18 protein-coding genes and 1 pseudogene (1 of these 19 only partly in view) are annotated in these 18,821 nt (G+C 43.3%); 10 read left to right on the top strand and 9 right to left on the bottom strand.

Translation table 11 applies throughout. The features are described from left to right. Nucleotides 1-73: 73 nt before the first annotated feature. Genes MP3633_RS13485 through moaA form a run of 3 tightly spaced genes read right to left on the bottom strand, consistent with a single transcriptional unit; the run spans nt 74 to nt 2,819 of the window. Entirely contained in the window at nt 74-1,267 is a 1,194-nt protein-coding gene (locus MP3633_RS13485; RefSeq protein WP_176335926.1) for a molybdopterin molybdotransferase MoeA, read from the bottom strand. A gap of 5 nt (nt 1,268-1,272) precedes the next feature. Beyond that, nucleotides 1,273-1,812, bottom strand: a complete 540-nt coding sequence (moaB, locus tag MP3633_RS13480) for a molybdenum cofactor biosynthesis protein B (protein ID WP_176335925.1) — start codon at nt 1,810-1,812, stop codon at nt 1,273-1,275. A gap of 11 nt (nt 1,813-1,823) precedes the next feature. Next, nucleotides 1,824-2,819, bottom strand: coding sequence for a GTP 3',8-cyclase MoaA (moaA, locus tag MP3633_RS13475; protein ID WP_112137340.1), 996 nt, complete (start codon nt 2,817-2,819; stop codon nt 1,824-1,826). Between the two features lie 176 nt (nt 2,820-2,995). Here moaA and MP3633_RS13470 point away from each other — a divergent pair, with 176 nt between their 5' ends. Continuing rightward, on the top strand, nt 2,996-3,856 hold the full coding sequence (locus MP3633_RS13470) for an acyl-CoA thioesterase (RefSeq protein ID WP_176336817.1): 861 nt from the start codon (nt 2,996-2,998) through the stop codon (nt 3,854-3,856). A 24-nt stretch (nt 3,857-3,880) separates the two neighbouring features. Here the strand turns inward: MP3633_RS13470 and queG are convergent, their stop codons facing one another. Together queG and MP3633_RS13460 are read right to left on the bottom strand one after the other, a co-directional pair. Then, on the bottom strand, nt 3,881-4,954 hold the full coding sequence (gene queG, locus MP3633_RS13465; protein WP_176335924.1) for a tRNA epoxyqueuosine(34) reductase QueG: 1,074 nt from the start codon (nt 4,952-4,954) through the stop codon (nt 3,881-3,883). A 61-nt stretch (nt 4,955-5,015) separates the two neighbouring features. Next, on the bottom strand, nt 5,016-5,276 hold the full coding sequence (locus tag MP3633_RS13460; protein ID WP_112137344.1) for a hypothetical protein: 261 nt from the start codon (nt 5,274-5,276) through the stop codon (nt 5,016-5,018). Between the two features lie 446 nt (nt 5,277-5,722). Here MP3633_RS13460 and MP3633_RS13455 point away from each other — a divergent pair, with 446 nt between their 5' ends. The 3 genes from MP3633_RS13455 to MP3633_RS13445 all read left to right on the top strand — a co-directional run bounded on the left by MP3633_RS13455 (nt 5,723) and on the right by MP3633_RS13445 (nt 8,469). Then, nucleotides 5,723-7,435 carry an acetolactate synthase 3 large subunit gene (locus MP3633_RS13455; RefSeq protein ID WP_112137345.1) on the top strand — a complete coding sequence of 571 codons (1,713 nt, stop codon included), beginning with the start codon at nt 5,723-5,725 and terminating at the stop codon, nt 7,433-7,435. A gap of 2 nt (nt 7,436-7,437) precedes the next feature. Then, nucleotides 7,438-7,929 (top strand): acetolactate synthase small subunit, encoded by a 492-nt coding sequence (gene ilvN, locus MP3633_RS13450; protein ID WP_112137347.1) that lies wholly within the window; start codon nt 7,438-7,440, stop codon nt 7,927-7,929. 78 nt (nt 7,930-8,007) lie between these two features. Continuing rightward, nucleotides 8,008-8,469 (top strand): Lrp/AsnC family transcriptional regulator, encoded by a 462-nt coding sequence (locus tag MP3633_RS13445; protein ID WP_176335923.1) that lies wholly within the window; start codon nt 8,008-8,010, stop codon nt 8,467-8,469. 7 nt (nt 8,470-8,476) lie between these two features. On the opposite strand, the gene MP3633_RS13440 is transcribed toward MP3633_RS13445, so the two are convergent. After that, on the bottom strand, nt 8,477-9,349 hold the full coding sequence (locus MP3633_RS13440; RefSeq protein ID WP_176335922.1) for a DMT family transporter: 873 nt from the start codon (nt 9,347-9,349) through the stop codon (nt 8,477-8,479). Between the two features lie 329 nt (nt 9,350-9,678). On the opposite strand from MP3633_RS13440, the gene MP3633_RS13435 reads away from it, so the two are divergent. Next, the gene (locus tag MP3633_RS13435; RefSeq protein WP_176335921.1) at nt 9,679-10,311 is read left to right on the top strand and encodes a LysE family translocator; all 633 of its coding nucleotides are present in this window, start codon (nt 9,679-9,681) and stop codon (nt 10,309-10,311) included. Nucleotides 10,312-10,360: 49 nt separating this feature from the next. Here MP3633_RS13435 and MP3633_RS13430 read toward each other — a convergent pair. From MP3633_RS13430 to yjeH, 3 genes and pseudogenes are all read right to left on the bottom strand, one after another. Continuing rightward, nucleotides 10,361-11,687, bottom strand: a pseudogene (locus tag MP3633_RS13430) (IS4 family transposase). A gap of 127 nt (nt 11,688-11,814) precedes the next feature. Further along, complete coding sequence (luxS, locus tag MP3633_RS13425; RefSeq protein WP_176335920.1) at nt 11,815-12,327, bottom strand: S-ribosylhomocysteine lyase; 513 nt, start codon at nt 12,325-12,327, stop codon at nt 11,815-11,817. A 72-nt stretch (nt 12,328-12,399) separates the two neighbouring features. Further along, a complete protein-coding gene (gene yjeH, locus MP3633_RS13420) occupies nt 12,400-13,677 on the bottom strand; it encodes an L-methionine/branched-chain amino acid transporter (RefSeq protein WP_176335919.1) in 1,278 nt (425 codons plus the stop codon). Between the two features lie 147 nt (nt 13,678-13,824). Between yjeH and MP3633_RS13415 the strand changes: the two genes are divergently transcribed. From MP3633_RS13415 to msrP, 5 genes are all read left to right on the top strand, one after another. Then, entirely contained in the window at nt 13,825-14,253 is a 429-nt protein-coding gene (locus MP3633_RS13415) for an Lrp/AsnC family transcriptional regulator (protein WP_112137358.1), read from the top strand. Between the two features lie 158 nt (nt 14,254-14,411). After that, nucleotides 14,412-16,073 (top strand): chloride channel protein, encoded by a 1,662-nt coding sequence (locus tag MP3633_RS13410; protein ID WP_244959647.1) that lies wholly within the window; start codon nt 14,412-14,414, stop codon nt 16,071-16,073. Nucleotides 16,074-16,216: 143 nt separating this feature from the next. After that, complete coding sequence (hemL, locus tag MP3633_RS13405) at nt 16,217-17,500, top strand: glutamate-1-semialdehyde 2,1-aminomutase (RefSeq protein ID WP_176335918.1); 1,284 nt, start codon at nt 16,217-16,219, stop codon at nt 17,498-17,500. 30 nt (nt 17,501-17,530) lie between these two features. After that, on the top strand, nt 17,531-18,292 hold the full coding sequence (gene pssA, locus MP3633_RS13400) for a CDP-diacylglycerol--serine O-phosphatidyltransferase (protein ID WP_112137364.1): 762 nt from the start codon (nt 17,531-17,533) through the stop codon (nt 18,290-18,292). A gap of 101 nt (nt 18,293-18,393) precedes the next feature. Further along, on the top strand, nt 18,394-18,821 hold the 5' end (the start) of the coding sequence (gene msrP, locus MP3633_RS13395; RefSeq protein WP_176335917.1) for a protein-methionine-sulfoxide reductase catalytic subunit MsrP. It continues 565 nt past the right edge of the window; only the first 428 of its 993 coding nucleotides appear in the window; it begins with the start codon at nt 18,394-18,396; its stop codon lies off the right edge, out of view.

Genomic DNA, 18,821 nt, shown 5'->3' with positions numbered 1-18,821 from the left:
TGATAGGAAAGTAGCGCGCGGATTGTTTAGCACGCTACTTGTAGTCTAGGTGAGATATTTGAAAAGGGCGACGCTAGAAACCAGAGAAAGGATAAAAAGAATAAGAACAGCCGTATTCAATCTGAGTATTCGCTTTTACATGCAAGTAACCTTGGCTTTCACAAGCTGCTAATAACGCGCCAGAGCTTTGTTGTGGGTGAGCATAAGCCAAGCCGTCTTGCCCAATAAAAACGCGTAAGAACTCATCTCGTTGAATGGGGTTCGTACGATTAAACCCCGCATCCACTAAGTAAGAGGGAGGAAGTTCTGCTTTTTGGCCAGAGCAAATCGACAATAACAACCGAGCAAACCAATGGTAAGTGACTAAGGTTGAGCTGGGGTTTCCTGGTAAGCCTAAGAATGGAATGCCTTCAAGTGTCGCATGAACAAGCGGCTTGCCAGGTTTGATGGCGATTTTCCAGAGGTGTACTGTGCCAAGCTTTTCTAGAACGCCTTTTACATGATCTTCTTCACCGACAGAAACGCCACCAGAGGAAAGAATAACATCACAAGATTGCAGTAATGTTTTTAGTGCGGCTTCAGTGTCTTCTGGTGAGTCCGCGGCGTGAAGGCATTGCTCAACCTGGTGACCCGCTTGCGTAACCAGAGCTTTAAGCATTGGGCCATTAGAATTATAAATTTGCCCAGCTTTTAAAGTCTCACCCGCTGGAATGAGTTCGTCTCCGGTGGTGAGTATTCCTACTCGTAATAGCTTATAAACAGTAATGTTTGTAATGCCAAGACTAGAGAGTAAACCAATATGCATTGGTGAGATCTTCTCACCTGCTTTTATCACGGTTTGGCCTGCTTGCATGTCTTGTCCCTTGGGACGAATGTTGTCGCCTTTTTTTGGGGGGTGTGCAAAGGCAATATGATCATCAACACATTTGGCATCTTCTTGCATGATGACAGTGTCCGCGCCGCTCGGGATATTGGCGCCGGTAAAAATACGAGCGCATGTCCCTGGAACTAAAGGTTGCGCTGACTGCCCTGCAGGAACACGTTGGCTGATGGTAAAGGCTTTATCGGCTTGCCAGTCGCCACTAGCGAGCGCGTAACCATCCATTGCACTGTTGTCGTAGGGCGGTACAAAAATATCTGCGACAATGTCTTTTGCAAGAATTCTTCCTGCTGCATTCGACAGAGCGATCGTTTGGGGTACAACGCGCAATGTGGCGCTTTGTTTTATTTCTTGCAATGCGTCTTCAAACGTAAGCATGGTCGACATGGTACTTAAGCCTCGTGCTGAGTTGGTGCAAGTGGCCCAATTAACATACTGACAAAGTTGCAGGGTCTGTGTGAAGCGTTAAGTTGCTCTTCTAAAATACCATTCCATGCGGTTTTGCATGCGCCCGTTGAACCAGGTAAACAAAAAATCAGTGTTTGGTTGGCTAGGCCTGCAATCGCACGGGACTGAATAGTGGAAGTGCCAATTTCGTCGTATGATATTTGTCGAAATAATTCACCAAATCCTTCGATGGTTTTATCGAAAAGCGGTGTCATTGCTTCTGGCGTACTGTCTCGGTTGTAAAGCCCCGTTCCGCCAGTGATCAGTACAACATGAATTCCTTTATCGGCGATCCAGTTCGAAACTACCGCGCGCATTTGGTAAACGTCGTCTTTTACGATTTCTCGACTGCTGAGCGTATGGCCAGCGTTGCTTAATAATTCAACGAGAGCGTCGCCAGAGGTATCTTCAGCGAGTGATCGTGTATCCGAAACCGTTAATACGCTGATTTTTAGTGGTCGAAATGGGGAAGGTGTTTTAGCCATGAGATTCCTTGTTAGCCTCCTGTTGCGCTCATAAAACGTAAAATTTGTGGGGCTTCATCGAGGTTGAAATGATGTTGAAGTGGTTTAAGTGCTAACGCGTCGATAATAGCGCTTTCTAATGTTATTGAATCGGCTGATGTATTTCGAATCACACCTTTTAAGTCTTTTGAGTGTTCATTGCCTAAGCAAAGTAATAATCGACCCTCAGCGGTAAGTCTGACTCGATTACAGGTATCACAAAAATTATGACTGTGAGGTGAAATAACACCAATTTTATGATCGTAACCTGCTACCTGATAGTAGCTTGTCGGCCCGCTAGTTGTCATTGAACTGGGGGTAAGTTCGTAGTGTTCACTGAGCGTTTCAATAACATCATCACTGGATAAATAAGTTGCGGCGCGATCGTGGTCGCTAATAACGCCCAACGGCATTTCTTCAATAAAACTGATGTCCATTTTACGCTCTAACGCAAAGCGTGCAAGATCGAATAATTCATCATCATTATGGTTCTTGAGCATAACGCTGTTGATTTTTAATCTTTTGAAAGGCAGTTCGCTGACAGCTTCTATGCCATTGATAACTTGCTGGAATTTATCTCTACGCGTTAGCGCGTAAAATCGATCGGCTTTTAATGTATCGAGACTGATATTAATACGAGATACGCCAGCATTAAGTAAGTTTTGAGCCATCTTATATAGCTGTGAGCCATTGGTGGTAATAGTTAGTTCTTCTAAACCGTTAGTGTTGGCGATTTGTTCTATTGCCCATAATATATTTTTGCGGACTAAAGGCTCACCACCAGTAATCCGAATACGCTTGGTTCCCATTGAAATAAAGGTTTTTGCTACATGAACAATTTCCTCTAAAGACAAAATATGTTCTCTAGCCAAAAAAGAGACGTCTTCATCCATACAATAGGTGCAGCGAAAATCGCATCTGTCAGTAACAGAAATACGTAAGTAATCTATTTTTCGACCAAATGGATCGATTAAAGCGGATGTAGCCAAGAAAAATACCCCAAAAGATAGCGGTCCATCAAAGCAAAAAAACGCCTATTTAGCAAAGCGGTAAAAAGATTTAGACGGTATTTGGGTATTATTTTCAAATTATGCCGATTTCCTGTTAAAAACGTCACGTAAAAAGCGGCATAATACAGATATTTATAATTTGCAGGAGAGTAATGGTGAGTCAAGTCGTTAACCATTTAATAGGTCTACTGAAGTTAGAGCGAATATCAGCTACTCAGTTTATTGGGCGGAGCCAAGACATAGGCTTCCCGAAATTATTTGGCGGTCAAGTTATTGGCCAAGGATTGAGTGCAGCAACACAAACAGTAGAAGGGCGCTTTCCGCATTCACTCCATTGCTACTTTTTACGCCCTGGTGATTCTGCGCATCCCATTGAATACGATGTTGAAGTGGTTCGCGACGGTGGCAGTTTTAGTGTGAGGCGAGTAATTGCCTCACAATTTGGAAAAAGCATTTTAGCAATGACGGTGTCTTTTCATATTAAAGAAGTGGGGCTAGATCATCAAGATGCGATGCCAAATGTGCCGGGACCAGAATCGTTCAAATCTGAATTGTCGCTTTTCAGAGCTCACTCAGACGAAATACCCGAAAAAGTAAGAGATTTATTTACGGCGGATCGCCCGATTGAGTATCGAATTGTAGAAAATCAGAACCCATTTCGACCGCGCCCAGGCATCGCCAAGCGACATATGTGGATTCGCAGTGTGGCGGCGTTGCCTGACGATGCGCTAGTTCATCAGTCTATGTTGGCTTATACAACGGATTACGGCTTTATTGAAACCGCCTTAATGCCTCATGGATTGTCTATTGGTAATCCGTATTTAACCATTGCCAGTCTGGATCATGCGATTTGGTTTCATCGTCCTTTTCGGTTAGATGAGTGGTTGCTTTATGTGGCAGATTCTCCGTCTGCCAGCTCGGCAAGAGGGTTTGTACGCGGACAAATTTTTAATCAAAAAGGTGAGTTGGTTGCATCGACGGCACAAGAAGGGTTGTTGCGGTATTCGCGACAATAGAAAATGCAGTTTATCTAGATAAAATTATTCTTTGTGTTGCTGCAATGCCCAAATAACGTGTTCTTTCACTAAGTCTGATGAACTGATGAGCGCACGTTTAAGCGATTCGGTCGTTTCTTTATTGGTTGGAGCATTGCCTAGTGCAACGGCAATGTTTCTACGCCAGTTTTCATAACCTGTGCGTCGAATAGGGGAGCCTTCGGTGTTCTTTAAAAAGGTTTCTTCATCCCATTCAAATAACTCAATCAGACCTGCAGAGTCTAAATTGTGCCTAGGCTGAAAGTCGTCTTCTTCTGTGTATTTTGCAAATTTTGTCCAAGGACAAACCAGTTGGCAATCGTCACAGCCAAAGATTCGATTGCCCATTTTACTGCGTAGTTCCTCGGGAATCGGGCCTTTATGTTCAATGGTTAGGTAGGAAATGCATTTGCCTGCATCGAGTACCCAAGGTTCGACGAATGCATCGGTTGGGCATTGAGTGAGGCACGCTGTACAGCTGCCACAATGTTTGGTCTGAGTGGGGGCGTCGACAGGAAGCGGAAGGTTGGTGAATATCTCGCCGAGCAAAAACCAGCTACCTGCTTTGGGTGTGAGTAATAAAGTGTTTTTACCAATCCACCCCATTCCGGCTTGCTCGGCGATTTGTCTTTCTAAAATAGGGGCGCTGTCGACAAAAGCACGGTAGCCATGATCACCGACGCGTTGCTCAATTTTTTTTGCCAGTTGAGTTAGACGTTTACGTATTAATTTATGGTAATCACGTCCCAGGGCATAGCGTGCGATGTAAGCTTTGTTTTTTGTTTTTAAACGCCCAACTGTTTCGACCGATTGCGGTAAGTAGTTCATCCGCAAGGAAATGACTCGGCGAGTACCTGGGTGTAACTGTTCTGGGTAAAATCGCATGTCACCGTGGTTGGCGAGATAGTCCATGCCAGCGTGATATTGGTTATTAAGCCACTCGTTAAATTCATCTTTGTATTGTGCTAGGTCAGGCTCGACAATACGGGCCTCAGCGAAGCCGAAGTCAATTGCCCATGACTTAATGTCATCAGCAAGTAGATTTAAGTCGTCTGAACTGGATAAAAACGAAGGAAGCAAATGAGTACCGAAATATCTGGCGCTAGGCCGGAACGTTCAGCCTAGCGAAAAGAGCGAAAAACTAGTAAAGCAGAGAGTCACCTTTAACAACATCCATCAAAAGCTTGATGAACATGCGGTCTGCTTCGGTATGGTCTTCTTGGATTTTCAATGTTGTTTGATTCGACACTTCTTCTGCAATACGTTGGTAAGCATTGGGCTCGTTGATATTTTCTTTCGCGATGCGGACTAATTCTCCCGCCAGTTCTGGATCAATCAACATTTTACGAAAACAGCGTAAAAATTCATCAATAACGCGTTGTTTGTTGAGCTCATTGGCCATGGTAAAACTCCTAATCAAATTATGTCGCTATAACATCATGAAGCGTAGGTTAGAGCAAGTTTTTATGCGTGCTTTGTGTTGACAAAAGTTAGGAGTGAAGACAGAATGAAAGGCTATATAATTCGACGACACCCTGTCGATGACTCCTTTTTATGGGCCACTAGCCCATCTCAGTCAGATTTATTCTGATAAGCACAAGTATGTTGTGGCGTAATATCGTTACTTTATGCTTTTCCTCGCGAAAAGACGCGGGCAGTGTAACAACTGCGATTTATTGCGTTTGAGTGTTTCTTACTTTTATGTAAATGTTCTTCATTTTTAAAAGTTACCTCAGTTAGTTTTGCAAACATCGTTCTATCAACTTTAATCTACCTGTCTTATGCGGTTACAATAGCCGTAGTTTGAAATTTTTAAAGACAGATGAATACTTAATAGAGGGTAACAAGGTGGAGTTATTATCCGGTGGTGAAATGATCGCCCGCTTCCTCAAAGATGAGGGAGTTGAATATATCTATGGTTACCCAGGTGGTGCCGCACTTCATATATACGATGCCTTGCATCGTCAGTCTGATGTAAAGCACATTCTGGTTAGGCATGAACAAGCGGCAACGCACATGGCGGATGGCTATGCTCGTGCAACAGGTAAGGCGGGCACGGTTCTCGTTACCTCTGGTCCAGGTGCGACAAATACGGTGACAGGCATTGCGACGGCTTACATGGATTCCATTCCCATGGTCATTATTTGTGGCCAGGTTATGAGTTACCTGATTGGTGAAGATGCGTTCCAAGAAACCGATATGATTGGTGTGTCACGTCCAATTGTGAAGCACAGCTTTACGGTTAAGCACCCTTCTGAAATTCCTATGATCCTGAAAAAGGCGTATTACATTGCCAATACCGGTCGTCCTGGTCCTGTTGTCATTGATGTGCCAAAAGACATGACCATGCCAGGTGATAAATACGAATATAAATACCCTGAGTCTGTTTCTATTCGTTCTTATACGCCACCAACAAAAGGTCACAGTGGTCAGATCAAAAAAGCCGTTGAGCTATTATTGGCGGCCAAGCGTCCAATTATCTATGCTGGTGGTGGCGTCATTATGGGCGGTGCATCTGATTTGCTTCTGAATCTAGCCAAATCCTTGAATGTTCCTGTGACCAATACTTTGATGGGCTTGGGTGGATACCCAGGCACAGACAAACAGTTTGTTGGTATGTTGGGAATGCACGGCGCATATGAAGCGAATATGACCATGCATCACAGTGATGTGATTCTTGCTGTTGGTGCTCGTTTTGATGATCGCGTGACCAATGATCCTGACAAGTTTTGTCCTGGCGCTAAAATCATTCACATTGATATTGATCCTGCTGCTATTTCTAAAACGATTCGCTCGGATGTGCCTATTGTTGGCCCTGTTCGTCAGGTTTTAGAAGAAATGTTGTCCTTGGTCGAGGGTGGAACTTCTAATACTGAAGCGCTCGTTAGCTGGTGGAAGCAAATCAATGAATGGCGTTTGGTGCACGGTGGTCGTTATGATACGAGCAGCGATAAGATCAAACCTCAAGCTGCGATTGAAGCGTGCTGGCGTGCCACTAAAGGTGATGCCTTTGTCGCGTCTGATGTCGGTCAGCACCAAATGTTTGCTGCGCAGTATTATAAATTTGATAAGCCAAATCGTTGGGTGAACTCTGGTGGTCTGGGTACAATGGGTTTTGGTCTTCCAGCTGCCATGGGTGTGAAGTTGAGTTTCCCTGAAGAAACCGTTGTTTGTGTCACAGGCGAAGGCAGTATTCAGATGAATATTCAAGAGCTTTCTACCTGTTTGCAGTACGGTTTACCGGTTAAAATTTTGTGTTTGAATAATGGTTACTTAGGCATGGTTCGCCAATGGCAAGACATGAATTATGAAGGGCGTTACTCGAATTCATTCATGGATTCTTTGCCAGACTTTAAAATATTGATGGACGCTTATCGCCATAAATACGTTGAAATCAGAACCAAAGAAGAACTTGATAGTAAAATGGAAGAAGCGTTTGCCATGACAGACCGATTGGTCTTCATCAACTGTTACGTGGATCCAGAAGAACATGTATATCCAATGCTAGTGCCTCGTGGTGCGATGCGCGATATGTTCTTGAGCAAGACGGAGCGAACCTAATTATGCGACATATTATTTCTGTATTGATGGAAAACGAGCCAGGTGCTTTGTCGCGAGTTGTTGGTTTGTTTTCTCAGCGTAACTTTAACATCGAATCTTTGAACGTAGCCGCAACGGATGATTCAACATTATCTCGTTTGACATTGACAACCTACGGTTCTGACCAAGTAGTAGAGCAAATCACTAAGCAACTGAATAAGCTTATTGATGTGATCAAGCTGGTGGACTTAACCGAAGGTCAGCACATTGAACGTGAATTGATGTTGGTGAAAGTTCGTGCAACGGGAGCGCAACGTGCAGAAGTAAAACGCACGGTTGATATTTTCCGCGGTAACATTGTTGATATGACACCGTCTATCTACACGATTCAAATCGTTGGCGAATCGGATAAATTAGATGGGTTTATACAAGCGTTGGGCGGCGCTCATTTACTTGAAGTCGTTCGAACGGGTGTCTCTGGCATCGCACGTGGTGAGAAGACACTGTCTTTGTAATCGCGTTGTAGGTAGCTAAACTTAAAAAGCCGCGATTGTTCGCGGCTTTTTTATGTGTGAAGAATAAAAGGTTTTTTAATGGATAAAACGAATTGGAAATTGATTAAGTTATTGGAAAGAAATGGCCGTTTAACCTATGCCGAGCTTGGTAAGCTAGTACACCTCTCTGCTCCAGCGATTGCTGAGCGAGTCCGAAAGCTAGAAGAGACTGGTGTTATTACGGGCTATGGTGCAAAAATCAATCTGGAAAAAATCGGCATTCCAATAACTGCACTAGTCGAATGCCAAGTGTACCGGGCTAAAGAGCGTGAATTTAAAGCGTTAGTGCTTAGTTTGGACGAGGTGATTTCGTGCCATAACGTGACGGGTCCTTATGCTTTTGTACTTAGAGTGGCAGTACGTTCTATGTCTTTATTGGACGCGCTATTAGAGCGCTTAATTGATTTAAGTGACACTAATACCATGATGGTACTTTCAACCCCAGTGTCACGAGAGATGCCTGAAAATATAGAAAAAGGGGCTGAAATGGAGCTTGATTAAGTTGTGCTTACACTAGCTCTGCGGCGGTTTTTGCTTTGCGCGGCCACTGGCTAATGATCATTCCAGTCATGATGAAACCGCAGCCGATAAGAGCCCGAGTTGAAAGGGTTTCCTGCATGAATATCCAGCCGCCAATAACCGCAAATACTGCTTCAGACGATAAAATGAGTGCGCTAATGCTTGGTGAGACATTTTTTTGTCCCAATGTTTGTAATGTGAATGCAATGCCAGAAGAAGCGACGCCCGCGTAAACTAGTGGCCACCAAGCCATCTTAATATTTTCTAATGTGGGTGTTTCTAATGCAAATGCCATAATAGAGGCGAGTACCGTGGCGATGGAGAATTGCACGATAGAAAGTGGTAAAGCGGACACTGAGCGAGACAGATAGGCAATAAGCAAAACATGGCAAGTCCAAAATAGTGTACCCAATAGCTCGATAGCATCGCCTTTGTTGATGGATAAATTGGGCCCTACCGTCAGGCTATATAATCCGACTAAGGCCAACCCAACACCAACCCAAGTGTGTCTTTCTGTTTTATGACCTAGCATAAGTCCCAAAATTGGCACAAACACAATGTACATGCTGGTGATAAAGCCAGCATTTCCTGCCGTCGTGTACTGCAGACCTATTTGTTGGCAAGTAAAACCTAAGAATAGACACCCTCCAGCGGTGAGGCCTCCTAGCCACAGCTTACGATTATTTTGCGATTTTTTTGGTTTGAAGATTAATAATAAAGGTAGGAGCGACAATGTTGCTAATAAGAAGCGCATGGCATTGAAGCTGTGTGGCCCGAGGTTCTCCATACCAACGCTTTGGGCGACAAAGGCAAATCCCCAAATAGCGGCCGTGGCCCATAATAAAAGGTGTGCAATAGACATAGTGAATCTCTGGTCATTGATAAAGGAGTCGCTATTTTACGGAGAGCTGTTCTGTTTCCACAGCCGAAATGAAAGGTTATTCATGCGCTAAGCTTTGGATGCCAAAGTAAATTGATGGTTTTGCTTTATGAATCTAAATACATCATCGTTTTGTGTTTTATACACCTTATTGGGTGCGCTATAACATCGATACCATGATTTAAAAAAGTTAAACTTTATGGAGATGAATACTCAAATCCAGCTTAGGTAGACAATTGCATTTTTAAGCATGCTTCTTTAGTGTCTGATAATTGAATGATGGTCGTTTTTAACAAAGTGAGGAAAATACAATGGACTGGCAGATATGGTTTGTTACCGCGCCTTTTTTACTATTATTGGCTCTGTCTCCAGGGCCTAACAATTTTACGGCTATGTATAACGGCATGCAGGTTGGACCTCAAAAAGCCATTATTGCGGTATTAGGGCGTAATGTTGCTTTCGTTATTTTAATGACGGTGTCAGCACTAGGGCTTGGTGCGGTCATTGTCACCTCTGCGTTTTGGTTCAATATTGTAAAATGGTTGGGAGTCATTTATTTACTTTATATAGGTATTAAAACATGGCGTAGTGCGGCAGTTGCACTGGATCAGCATGAGTTGGAGAACGGTGTGATCTCCCGAGGGCATTTTTCTAGAATACGACAAGAGTTTTTGATCGCGATCAGTAACCCAAAAGCGATTTTGATTTTTACTGCCATTTTCCCTCAGCTTCTGGATTTGAGTTTACCCGTTGCACCACAGTTTTTTATGATTGGCGTGACTTTTATCATTTGTGAATTTATTTCTGGGTATGTTTACGCTGTCAGCGGCAAACAAATTCGTCGATTGATTAAGAGTCAAAAAGGGATGATCAAGTTAAATAAAAGTATGGGAAGTGTATTTATGTTTGCGAGTATATTATTGGCGTCTTCAAGCAGAAGCTAAAGCAAACTGACTTAAGTAAAAAGGTGGCATATAGCCTAATGCTGTTCACTTAAGCGGAATTGTTATCATGAGATACCGGATATCTCGCCTTTGATTGTTTTCACCACGCGAGGCCGATTAGGCCTCGCTTTCTTTCTCTCCAAAAACAAATTACACACCCCAGACCTTAGCTCCTTAAGGCGCATTCCTGTCTTCGATTCTGGCTTAGCCGCTGCCATCACGATCAAGTTGGAAGCAATAAAAGTAAACGCCATTTTAAAACGCACATCGCTCGCTCGTTGACCATGTGATGCCGCCGCATGACTCGCCTCTCGACGCACGATGTTGTATGCCAGTAGCATCCCCCACATTTCTTGATAGATTAAATCGACTTTCTTACTGCGCAACGTAATGGCGTTGTTAAGCATGGAAGATTTGATGTCACGAAATCCCAGTTCAATTTCCCATCGCTGATGATACAACTGAGCAATCTTGTCAGCAGGATAGTTACTGATAGGAAGTGATGTCAGTACCGTCTTAGCTTTACCTTGAACGTCATAGGTTATGGCTCGTGCATCCCAGTATTCAGGCAGACTGGGGTTCTTTTTGCGTGCTTGTGGGGAGACTTTCATACGCCATAACGCATCACCGTCTCCGTATTCTTCAATGACCTCATACACAGTATTGCTGCGTTTTGGGATTAACCAGTGTCGTTTATTCCCTCCGTTCATCAAGGTATGCATGAGATTAGCACTCCAAAAATTTCGATCTAGGAGTGTGATACTGCGATCAGGAATTTTATCTAACATAGCTTCAGCTAATGGCGTTTCAGCTTTTCGATAACGTCCAATCTGAGTATCTAGAATAATGTGAGAATGCGTATTCATCAGAGCGACACAACGCAATAACGGATAGGCGCTTTGCTTGACGGTTGTATTGCTAGCGCTACCGAAGTGTTCTCGTAACTCTGGTGTGTCCGGGGTGCGAAAAACGACACCATCTATTGCGAATACTTGCAGCCCTTGCCAATCATCCTGAGCAAATCGCTCATTGGCCCAATGTTCACCTGTACGCTGAAAAAGCCACTGCATAGGATCAGAACCAAGGCGCTGCCTCGCTTGAGATACGCCACTTTTGGCAAGGAGCTGCTCCGACGCTAATCCTTCCGAACAAATATTTAAGCGTCTCGCCACTTCTTCGATCGCTTCATCCCGAAAAAGAGCCATACCTAACACTAGCCAAAGAACTTGATCTTCAGGTAGACGTCGTCGTCTGATGCTCGCTTTTGAAGAAAGGGTTAATGCAGACTCGATCCATTCAACAGGAATATTCTGGGTGAAGGTCGAGTGATCTGAGAATGAATGAAGTTCATCGATGCTAAGAAGTAACTGCTGAATAGACACAAAAAAATCCGATTAAGAAAGCCTAATCGGATTTTCTGAGACTGTTCAATTAAATTCAACCCTTAAGTGAACAGTATTAGGCATATAGCCACCTTTTTTATTCTTTCTACAGCAAAAATTATTAGCTGTGTTCTTTTAAGAATTCTTCGCTCAAGTACAGCTCTTCATTGCTGTTTACTTTTACACCACGGTCTAGAATCATTTTTGCAATTTCTTGTGCTTCTTCTAGGGAGTGCATTTCGTAAGTACCGCACTGATATTCGTTTAGTTCTGGAATATCGCTTTTTGCTTTTACTTTAAGAACATCTTCCATGGCAGACTTCCAAGACGTTGCTACTTTGTCTTCGGAAGGTGTGCCGATTAAGCTCATGTAAAAACCAGTGCGGCAGCCCATTGGAGAGATATCAATGATCTCTACGCCATCACCGTTTAGGTGGTTTCGCATAAAACCAGCAAACAAATGCTCAAGAGTATGAATGCCTCGCTCTGAAAGAATTTCTTCATTTGGTACGCAGAAACGTAAATCAAAAACTGTGATGTCGTCACCGCTTGGTGTGGACATGGATTTTGCTATGCGGACGGCTGGTGCGTCCATACGTGTGTGGTCGACACGAAAGCTGTCTAATAATGGCATAAAACTCTCCTACTTGTGCGTTGTATGCAACGTGAAGTGCGTTGCTCTGTATAAGGTCAATAACAATGGCGACTATTGTACAGGAAGTTTTGAGTCTTTGATGGGGCTTTTTGGTGCTTTCATGTATTCATAACTCAATGCTAGACAGAAAACGATTAAGGCGAACATCATGCTTTGTCCAATAAAAAGCACCATGAAGCTGCAACTGACTAAGGCAATAATCGCGACAGGGCGAATGGTTCGACTCACCAATTTTAGCGCCGCGATGCAGGTTAATGTGTATATGATCAAAAAGCTGCCATTTGTCATTTCAATAAACCACGCCATTTTCCAGCCTGATAATTCGGAAAAAACAATGGAGAGTAGTGTAATTGAACCAACTAGTAATACCGCTTTTGCTGGTGCGCCATTTTTATTCAGACTGATAAAGGTTTTTGGTAATGCGCCTTGTTGTGCCATAGATTGCACCATGCGAGAAAAGCCTAAAATATAAATAGCGACGTTGGCGAACGCGATGGCATAAGCCCCAACCGCGAAGAGTCGACTGCTGGTTTCGCCCATTAATTTACTTACCAGTAAGGCGAGAGATTGGCTGTTAGTAACTTCGTCGCCGTAAGTGTGGTGCCAGGCAATTAACAGTACCAAGCTTAAGTAGGCGAGTATAACAATGACGATGCCACCTAGTAATGCAATTGGAAAGTCACGTGTTGGGTTTTTAAACTCTGCGCCCATGTGTGCCATGACTTCGATGCCTAAAAAACACCAGAATATGACGCCCGTGGCGTATAAAGTTTGTTGCCATTCAAAGGCGTTTGAAGGGGCTTTAATGACTTGGCGGCTGTCTTGAATGTCTCCAATAAAACAGAGCCAAATGATGGTGCCAATCATCACAATGACAATACCGGTTTGAAAACGAGCGGACGTTTGCATGCCTATTATGGCAAAGATGAGCATGCCGACTAATGTTAAAAGACTAAAGATAAGAATCCATTCGTCTGATGTTTTGAATATGATGGTTAAATACGCCGCCGCCACTTTAATGGCGACCGCTGGACCGACTAATAGAATACTCAGAAACAACCAGCCTACAGCTTTTTCGTAGCGTGAGCCGAATGCGCGTCCGATATAATGAGAAGCGCCGCCAGCAGAAGGGTACTTCGAACCGAGTGCTGCAAAAATAAATGCAATGGGGATAATCATGACGGCGGTGATTAACCAAGCGTAAAAGGCAAATGACCCAGCCTGTGACACAGACATGGCGGGTAAGATCATCAATCCGGTGCCAATAAAAGTGGTCACCGTCATCGCCATACCTTGTAGTGGTCCGAGCGTTTTTTTGTAATGGGTCATTTGTTTGCCTTTATCCAGCTGTTATTTTGTATAGCTAAGGATAAAATAATGCGATAAACAATACGCCATACAAGTTGACCCCATTAAGGCGCACTTTGTCTGAGTGGCCGTCAATTTGGATTACACATAATAAGAGAGGAGCGTTGGGTGGCAGATCACTATGATCAAAAAATATTAGCCTTGCTTGTGGATGATGCTCGACTTTCTGTTTCGGATATCAGTCGACAAGTTAATTTGTCTCGTTCAGCAGTGACTGAACGAATTCGACGTATGGAAGATAATCGTACTATTACCGGATATCATGCCCATACTTCAATTTCAAAAGAAGACGGTGTAACTGCGTACTTGGCGTTAACATTTCGTCCATTATCGTGTGATCTTGTGCAACCATTGATTGACGCGATACCTGAAGTAAAGCTGGCGCATTCTATTAGCGGAGATTTAGATTTACTACTTTTGGTTCAGGCAAATTCAATGACTCGACTAAATGTCATCCGTAGTGAAATGGACAGTTGGCCAAATTTGAACAAAATAGTGACACACATGTGCTTAGCAAATCGTCTTGATCGATGGTAGATGTCTATTATTTATGCCTATATTGAGACGATTACGAATTTTTAATATAACGGATTGAATGGTTTGGTTTTTTTCTTGCATTATTTGAGTGGAGCCGTGATCTGAAAAAGTTAAATCTAAAGGAAAAATGGTCTAGTGGAGCAAGGTCATACGACGATTTGCTTATACTGGCACTACTGGGCGCTTTGTGTGGTTTGTTAAGTGGGCTCTTGATGGCATTTTTTTATGCTGCGATCTATTTGCCTGCGCGATATATTATTGGAACAGATTTTGATACGTTCGAATCCTTACCTGTGGAATGGCGTGTTGGGCTTTCTTTGCTTGCCTGTATTGTGTTGGCATTGGTGTTTACTCTATTGCCTTCTCGACTTCATAAGGTTGGTGTTCCCTATGTTGTAGAAAGGCTTAATTATCATAACGGTAATTTGCCCTTATGGAATGGAGTCGTTCAATTTTTTACTGCGGCAATTGGTTTGATTGGAGGACTCTCTATTGGTAAAGAGGGGCCAGCCGTTCATCTTGGCGCCACTTTAGGAGGTTATTTAGCAGAAAAAGCGAAATTGCCCCAATATGGTGTTGAAACCCTTTTGGCTTGTGGCGTTGCTGGCGCTATTTCTGCAATATTTCAAACGCCACTTGCGGGTGTTTTGTTTGCTTTTGAGGTGATTTTTTTAGAATACCGACAGCGTTACGTATTGCCGGTATTACTGTCTTCGGTGGTTGCGACGTTGGTGAGTCACTATCTAATAGGGCCTTTGGATATTTTTAGTATCGGCGATTTATCGTTGGTGGTTTTCTCGATGGATTTATTTTTTGCTTGTTTTGCCTTAGTGGTTCTAATTGTTTTGTTGTCGGCGTTGTTTCTGCATACGCAAAAAGCCTTATGGCGTTTAAGTGGGTTGTCTGTTTGGGTGCGATTTATGTCAGTCGCCATCGCAACGTCTTTGGCCGCGGTTTATTTGCCGGAAGCGTTAGGGAGTGGCTATAGCTCGCTTACGCATTTGTTATCTGGCGATGTAATTCTATATTCTCTTTTTTTGTTGATAGTGGTTAAAACGGCATTAACGGCATTTACTATTGGGCTAGGCATTCCTGGTGGGATGATAGGGCCAACTTTCATTATTGGCGGGTTGGCTGGTGTTCAGATCGCTTTGATATTTGATAATGATGTTGCTTTGTTTGCATTGCTTGGAATGGCGGCAATGATGGCAGCTTGTTTCCAGGCACCGTTAACGGCCTTGGTTGCTATTATTGAGATGACTCACTCCTCTGAGGCTATCATCCCTGCTTTGTTTGTTGTCGTATTGGCTTGTTTGTTAATGAGAGTGTTTTTTCATCAAGAGTCGGTATTTGTTGAGCGATTGAGCTATATAGGAATGTCTTCGACTATTAGCCCTTTTCAGCGCTACCTTCGACACCATACTGTCAAGCCCGTTTCGGAAGATATTGTATTGTTGCCTGCACGTGTTCCTCTTGAGCAGGCAAAAAATTTAGCGTCAAGTATGGTAGACTATATCGCATTTGAGAGTGATGGTGATTGGCATTTGGTGCATCGAATCTCTGTATTAGATTCTTTGCAGACTCTGGATTTGGGGCCTCAATTGTGGCTTGTTTTTATAGATGATATTGCGGTGATGGATTTGTCGCTGACTTTGGAGTCGAATATTGTGCCATTGATTGATGAGCCGTCATCATTAGAGTCTATGTGGCATTGGTTTCAAAAAACCGACTCAGTAGAGGTATTGGTGGCATTATCGGATTCCTCTTTTCGTCGTGTTTCTCGACATCGTCTTGATCAGTTTTTATTAAAAAGTGACTAGTTCGTGTTGTACTTTTCAACACAGATTTAGTCATTGGTATTCAGTTATAGAGTCTAGTAAATGAGCTTTAACCGCACAGTGGGTAAACTGCTTATTTTGCTTTAGAGCGAATTAAATTATTAGTTATAGGATTTGAAAAAAATATGAGTCGGTCAGAAGATTTATACACACGAGCTCAGCATCGTATTCCCGGAGGCGTTAACTCTCCAGTACGAGCATTCAATGGTGTGGGTGGAACGCCTATCTTTTTTCAGCGAGGCGAAGGTGCTTATGTTTATGATGAAGATAAACAGCGTTATGTAGATTATGTAGGTTCTTGGGGTCCAATGATTCTAGGTCATTCTCACCCAGATGTATTGGATGCGGTTAGGAAGCAGCTTGATTACGGTTTAAGCTTTGGGGCACCGACAGAAGTCGAGATCACTATGGCTGAGAAAGTCTGTGAGCTTGTGCCCTCTATGGATATGGTGCGCATGGTGAACTCAGGTACCGAAGCCACTATGAGTGCGATTCGCTTGGCTCGAGGTTATACAGGACGTGATAAAATCGTCAAGTTTGAAGGGTGTTATCACGGACATTCAGACTCATTATTGGTTAAAGCGGGTTCAGGTGCTTTGACACTGGGTATGCCTAGTTCTCCAGGTGTTCCAGCTGACTTGGCTAAGCATACGATTACTTTGCAATATAATGATATTGAAGAAGTGAAACGCTGCTTTTCTGAGATAGGCGATCAGATTGCCTGCATTATAGTGGAGCCTGTAGCCGGCAATATGAATTGCATTTTGCCAATAGATGGTTTTTTACAAACCTTGCGTCAAGTATGTGATGAGTCTGGTGCTGTTTTGATTTTTGATGAAGTGATGACTGGTTTTCGTGTCGCTTTAGGAGGCGCTCAGGAATATTTTGATATCGTTCCAGATTTAACGACGTTGGGTAAAGTTATAGGTGCCGGAATGCCCGTTGGTGCTTTTGGTGGAAAACGAGCGATTATGGAGTGTATCTCACCATTAGGGCCGGTCTATCAGGCGGGTACTTTGTCTGGTAATCCTGTTGCGATGGTCGCTGGCTTGGCGGTTCTAAATAAAATTAGTGAAGCAGGTTTTCATCAGACATTAGGCGCTAAAGCGACTCGCCTTGTTGCTGGATTGAAAAAAGCTGCAGACGACGTAGGTGTGCCTTTTTGTGTGGTGAGCGTTGGAGGAATGTTTGGTTTTTTCTTCACGGATGCTGAATCTGTGCAGGGTTTTGCAGACGTGCAGCGTTGTAATTTAGAGTATTTCAAGGCGTTTTTTCATTATATGCTTGAAGAGGGTGTGTATTTTGCTCCGGCTGCTTTTGAGGCTGGATTTATATCCCAAGCACACACAGAAGAAGATATTGATTTTACGATAGAAGCGGCTAAGCGTTCTTTTGCTAAGCTTGTATAAACAATTCGCGAGTATATAAAGGTTTTTGATATGTCTATAGATGATGTGAAAAAAACACCGGTCGAAGATGTCGATGTTGGTGATGATAAAAAGCAACCCCATAAAGGGGTGTATTTATTGCCGAATTTATTCACGACTGCCGCATTGTTTTCTGGTTTTTATTCTATTATAGCGGCTATGAACGGTGATTTTACCCACGCTGCTGTCGCTATATTTATCTCGATGGTTCTTGATGGTTTGGATGGTCGTGTGGCTCGCATGACAAGAACTCAAAGCGCGTTTGGTGCTGAGTACGACTCCCTTGCTGATATGGTGTCTTTTGGTATCGCTCCAGCTCTAGTTGTTTTTACTTGGTCCTTAGCGCCGCTTGGTAAAGCGGGTTGGATTGCCGCTTTTGTTTATGCTGTTGGTGCCGCGCTTCGACTTGCTCGCTTTAATACGATGCTGGCGGTAGAGGAAAAACGCTATTTCACAGGTTTACCCAGTCCAGCGGCTGCCGCAATTGTGGCAGGGGTTATTTGGGCGGCTAATGATAAGGGCGTTTCTGGAGAGAGTTTAGCGACTCTTATGGCATTGTTAGTTCCCATTGTCGGTTTGTTAATGGTCAGTAATGTAAAGTACCGCAGTTTTAAAGATCTTAATGTGAAAGGGCGCGTTCCTTTTGTGGTGTTCTTGATAGCGGTGCTTGTTCTAGTGTTTATTGCGCTTGAGCCTGCATTAGTGCTGATGAGTGTTTTTTGCCTTTATGGTCTATGGGGCCCGCTTGGGATTGTTTTTAAGCGATTGCGCTAGTCTGTGTAAAAAATGATGATTTAGTTGTCTTATACAGAACTATTTTGAACTAGCTGCGTGAGCCCCTGTCAATATCTAAAATATTAAGAGGGGACACGCACATGCTTATTCGTAACAAAAAAGCTTCAGATTGCTCGGAATCTCAAATAACAGATGAGTCTGTTTACTTAAATCGTCGTCAATTCATGAAAGTAACCGGTGGTGTTGTTTTAGGTGTTGGCAACATAGGTCATGTCGCTGCTGCTTTACAGGAGGGGAATCCTTTGTCTCCTTCACCCTCGCTCAAATCCTCATTCCAAAATATAGTAGAAGCAGCTTATGGTCGAAGTGAAAAAGTGTCGCCATATGATGTTGCGACCTCGTACAATAATTTCTATGAGTTTGGCTACGGTAAAAGTGATCCCAAAGAAAAATCTTCTCAACTCCAAACAAGACCTTGGACTATTACCGTAGAAGGTGAGGCTGGTAAAACAGGCGTTTTTGATCTGGACGATATTATTAAAGAATCGTTACTTGAGGAGCGCATCTA

Origin of the sequence: Marinomonas primoryensis (assembly GCF_013372285.1) — a bacterium.
Classification (GTDB): Bacteria; Pseudomonadota; Gammaproteobacteria; order Pseudomonadales; family Marinomonadaceae; genus Marinomonas; species Marinomonas primoryensis.
The sequence above is the reverse complement of the archived record's forward strand: the minus strand, read 5'-3'. Positions and strand labels throughout refer to the sequence as shown.

What these genes read in the sequence shown, in the direction of transcription:
- MP3633_RS13485 (WP_176335926.1), bottom strand. Translation starts at nt 1,267, where the DNA reads ATGTCGACCATGCTTACGTTTGAAGACGCATTGCAAGAAATAAAACAA.
- moaB (WP_176335925.1), bottom strand. Translation starts at nt 1,812, where the DNA reads ATGGCTAAAACACCTTCCCCATTTCGACCACTAAAAATCAGCGTATTA.
- MP3633_RS13460 (WP_112137344.1), bottom strand. Translation starts at nt 5,276, where the DNA reads ATGGCCAATGAGCTCAACAAACAACGCGTTATTGATGAATTTTTACGC.
- ilvN (WP_112137347.1), top strand. Translation starts at nt 7,438, where the DNA reads ATGCGACATATTATTTCTGTATTGATGGAAAACGAGCCAGGTGCTTTG.
- MP3633_RS13445 (WP_176335923.1), top strand. Translation starts at nt 8,008, where the DNA reads ATGGATAAAACGAATTGGAAATTGATTAAGTTATTGGAAAGAAATGGC.
- MP3633_RS13440 (WP_176335922.1), bottom strand. Translation starts at nt 9,349, where the DNA reads ATGTCTATTGCACACCTTTTATTATGGGCCACGGCCGCTATTTGGGGA.
- MP3633_RS13435 (WP_176335921.1), top strand. Translation starts at nt 9,679, where the DNA reads ATGGACTGGCAGATATGGTTTGTTACCGCGCCTTTTTTACTATTATTG.
- luxS (WP_176335920.1), bottom strand. Translation starts at nt 12,327, where the DNA reads ATGCCATTATTAGACAGCTTTCGTGTCGACCACACACGTATGGACGCA.
- yjeH (WP_176335919.1), bottom strand. Translation starts at nt 13,677, where the DNA reads ATGACCCATTACAAAAAAACGCTCGGACCACTACAAGGTATGGCGATG.
- hemL (WP_176335918.1), top strand. Translation starts at nt 16,217, where the DNA reads ATGAGTCGGTCAGAAGATTTATACACACGAGCTCAGCATCGTATTCCC.
- pssA (WP_112137364.1), top strand. Translation starts at nt 17,531, where the DNA reads ATGTCTATAGATGATGTGAAAAAAACACCGGTCGAAGATGTCGATGTT.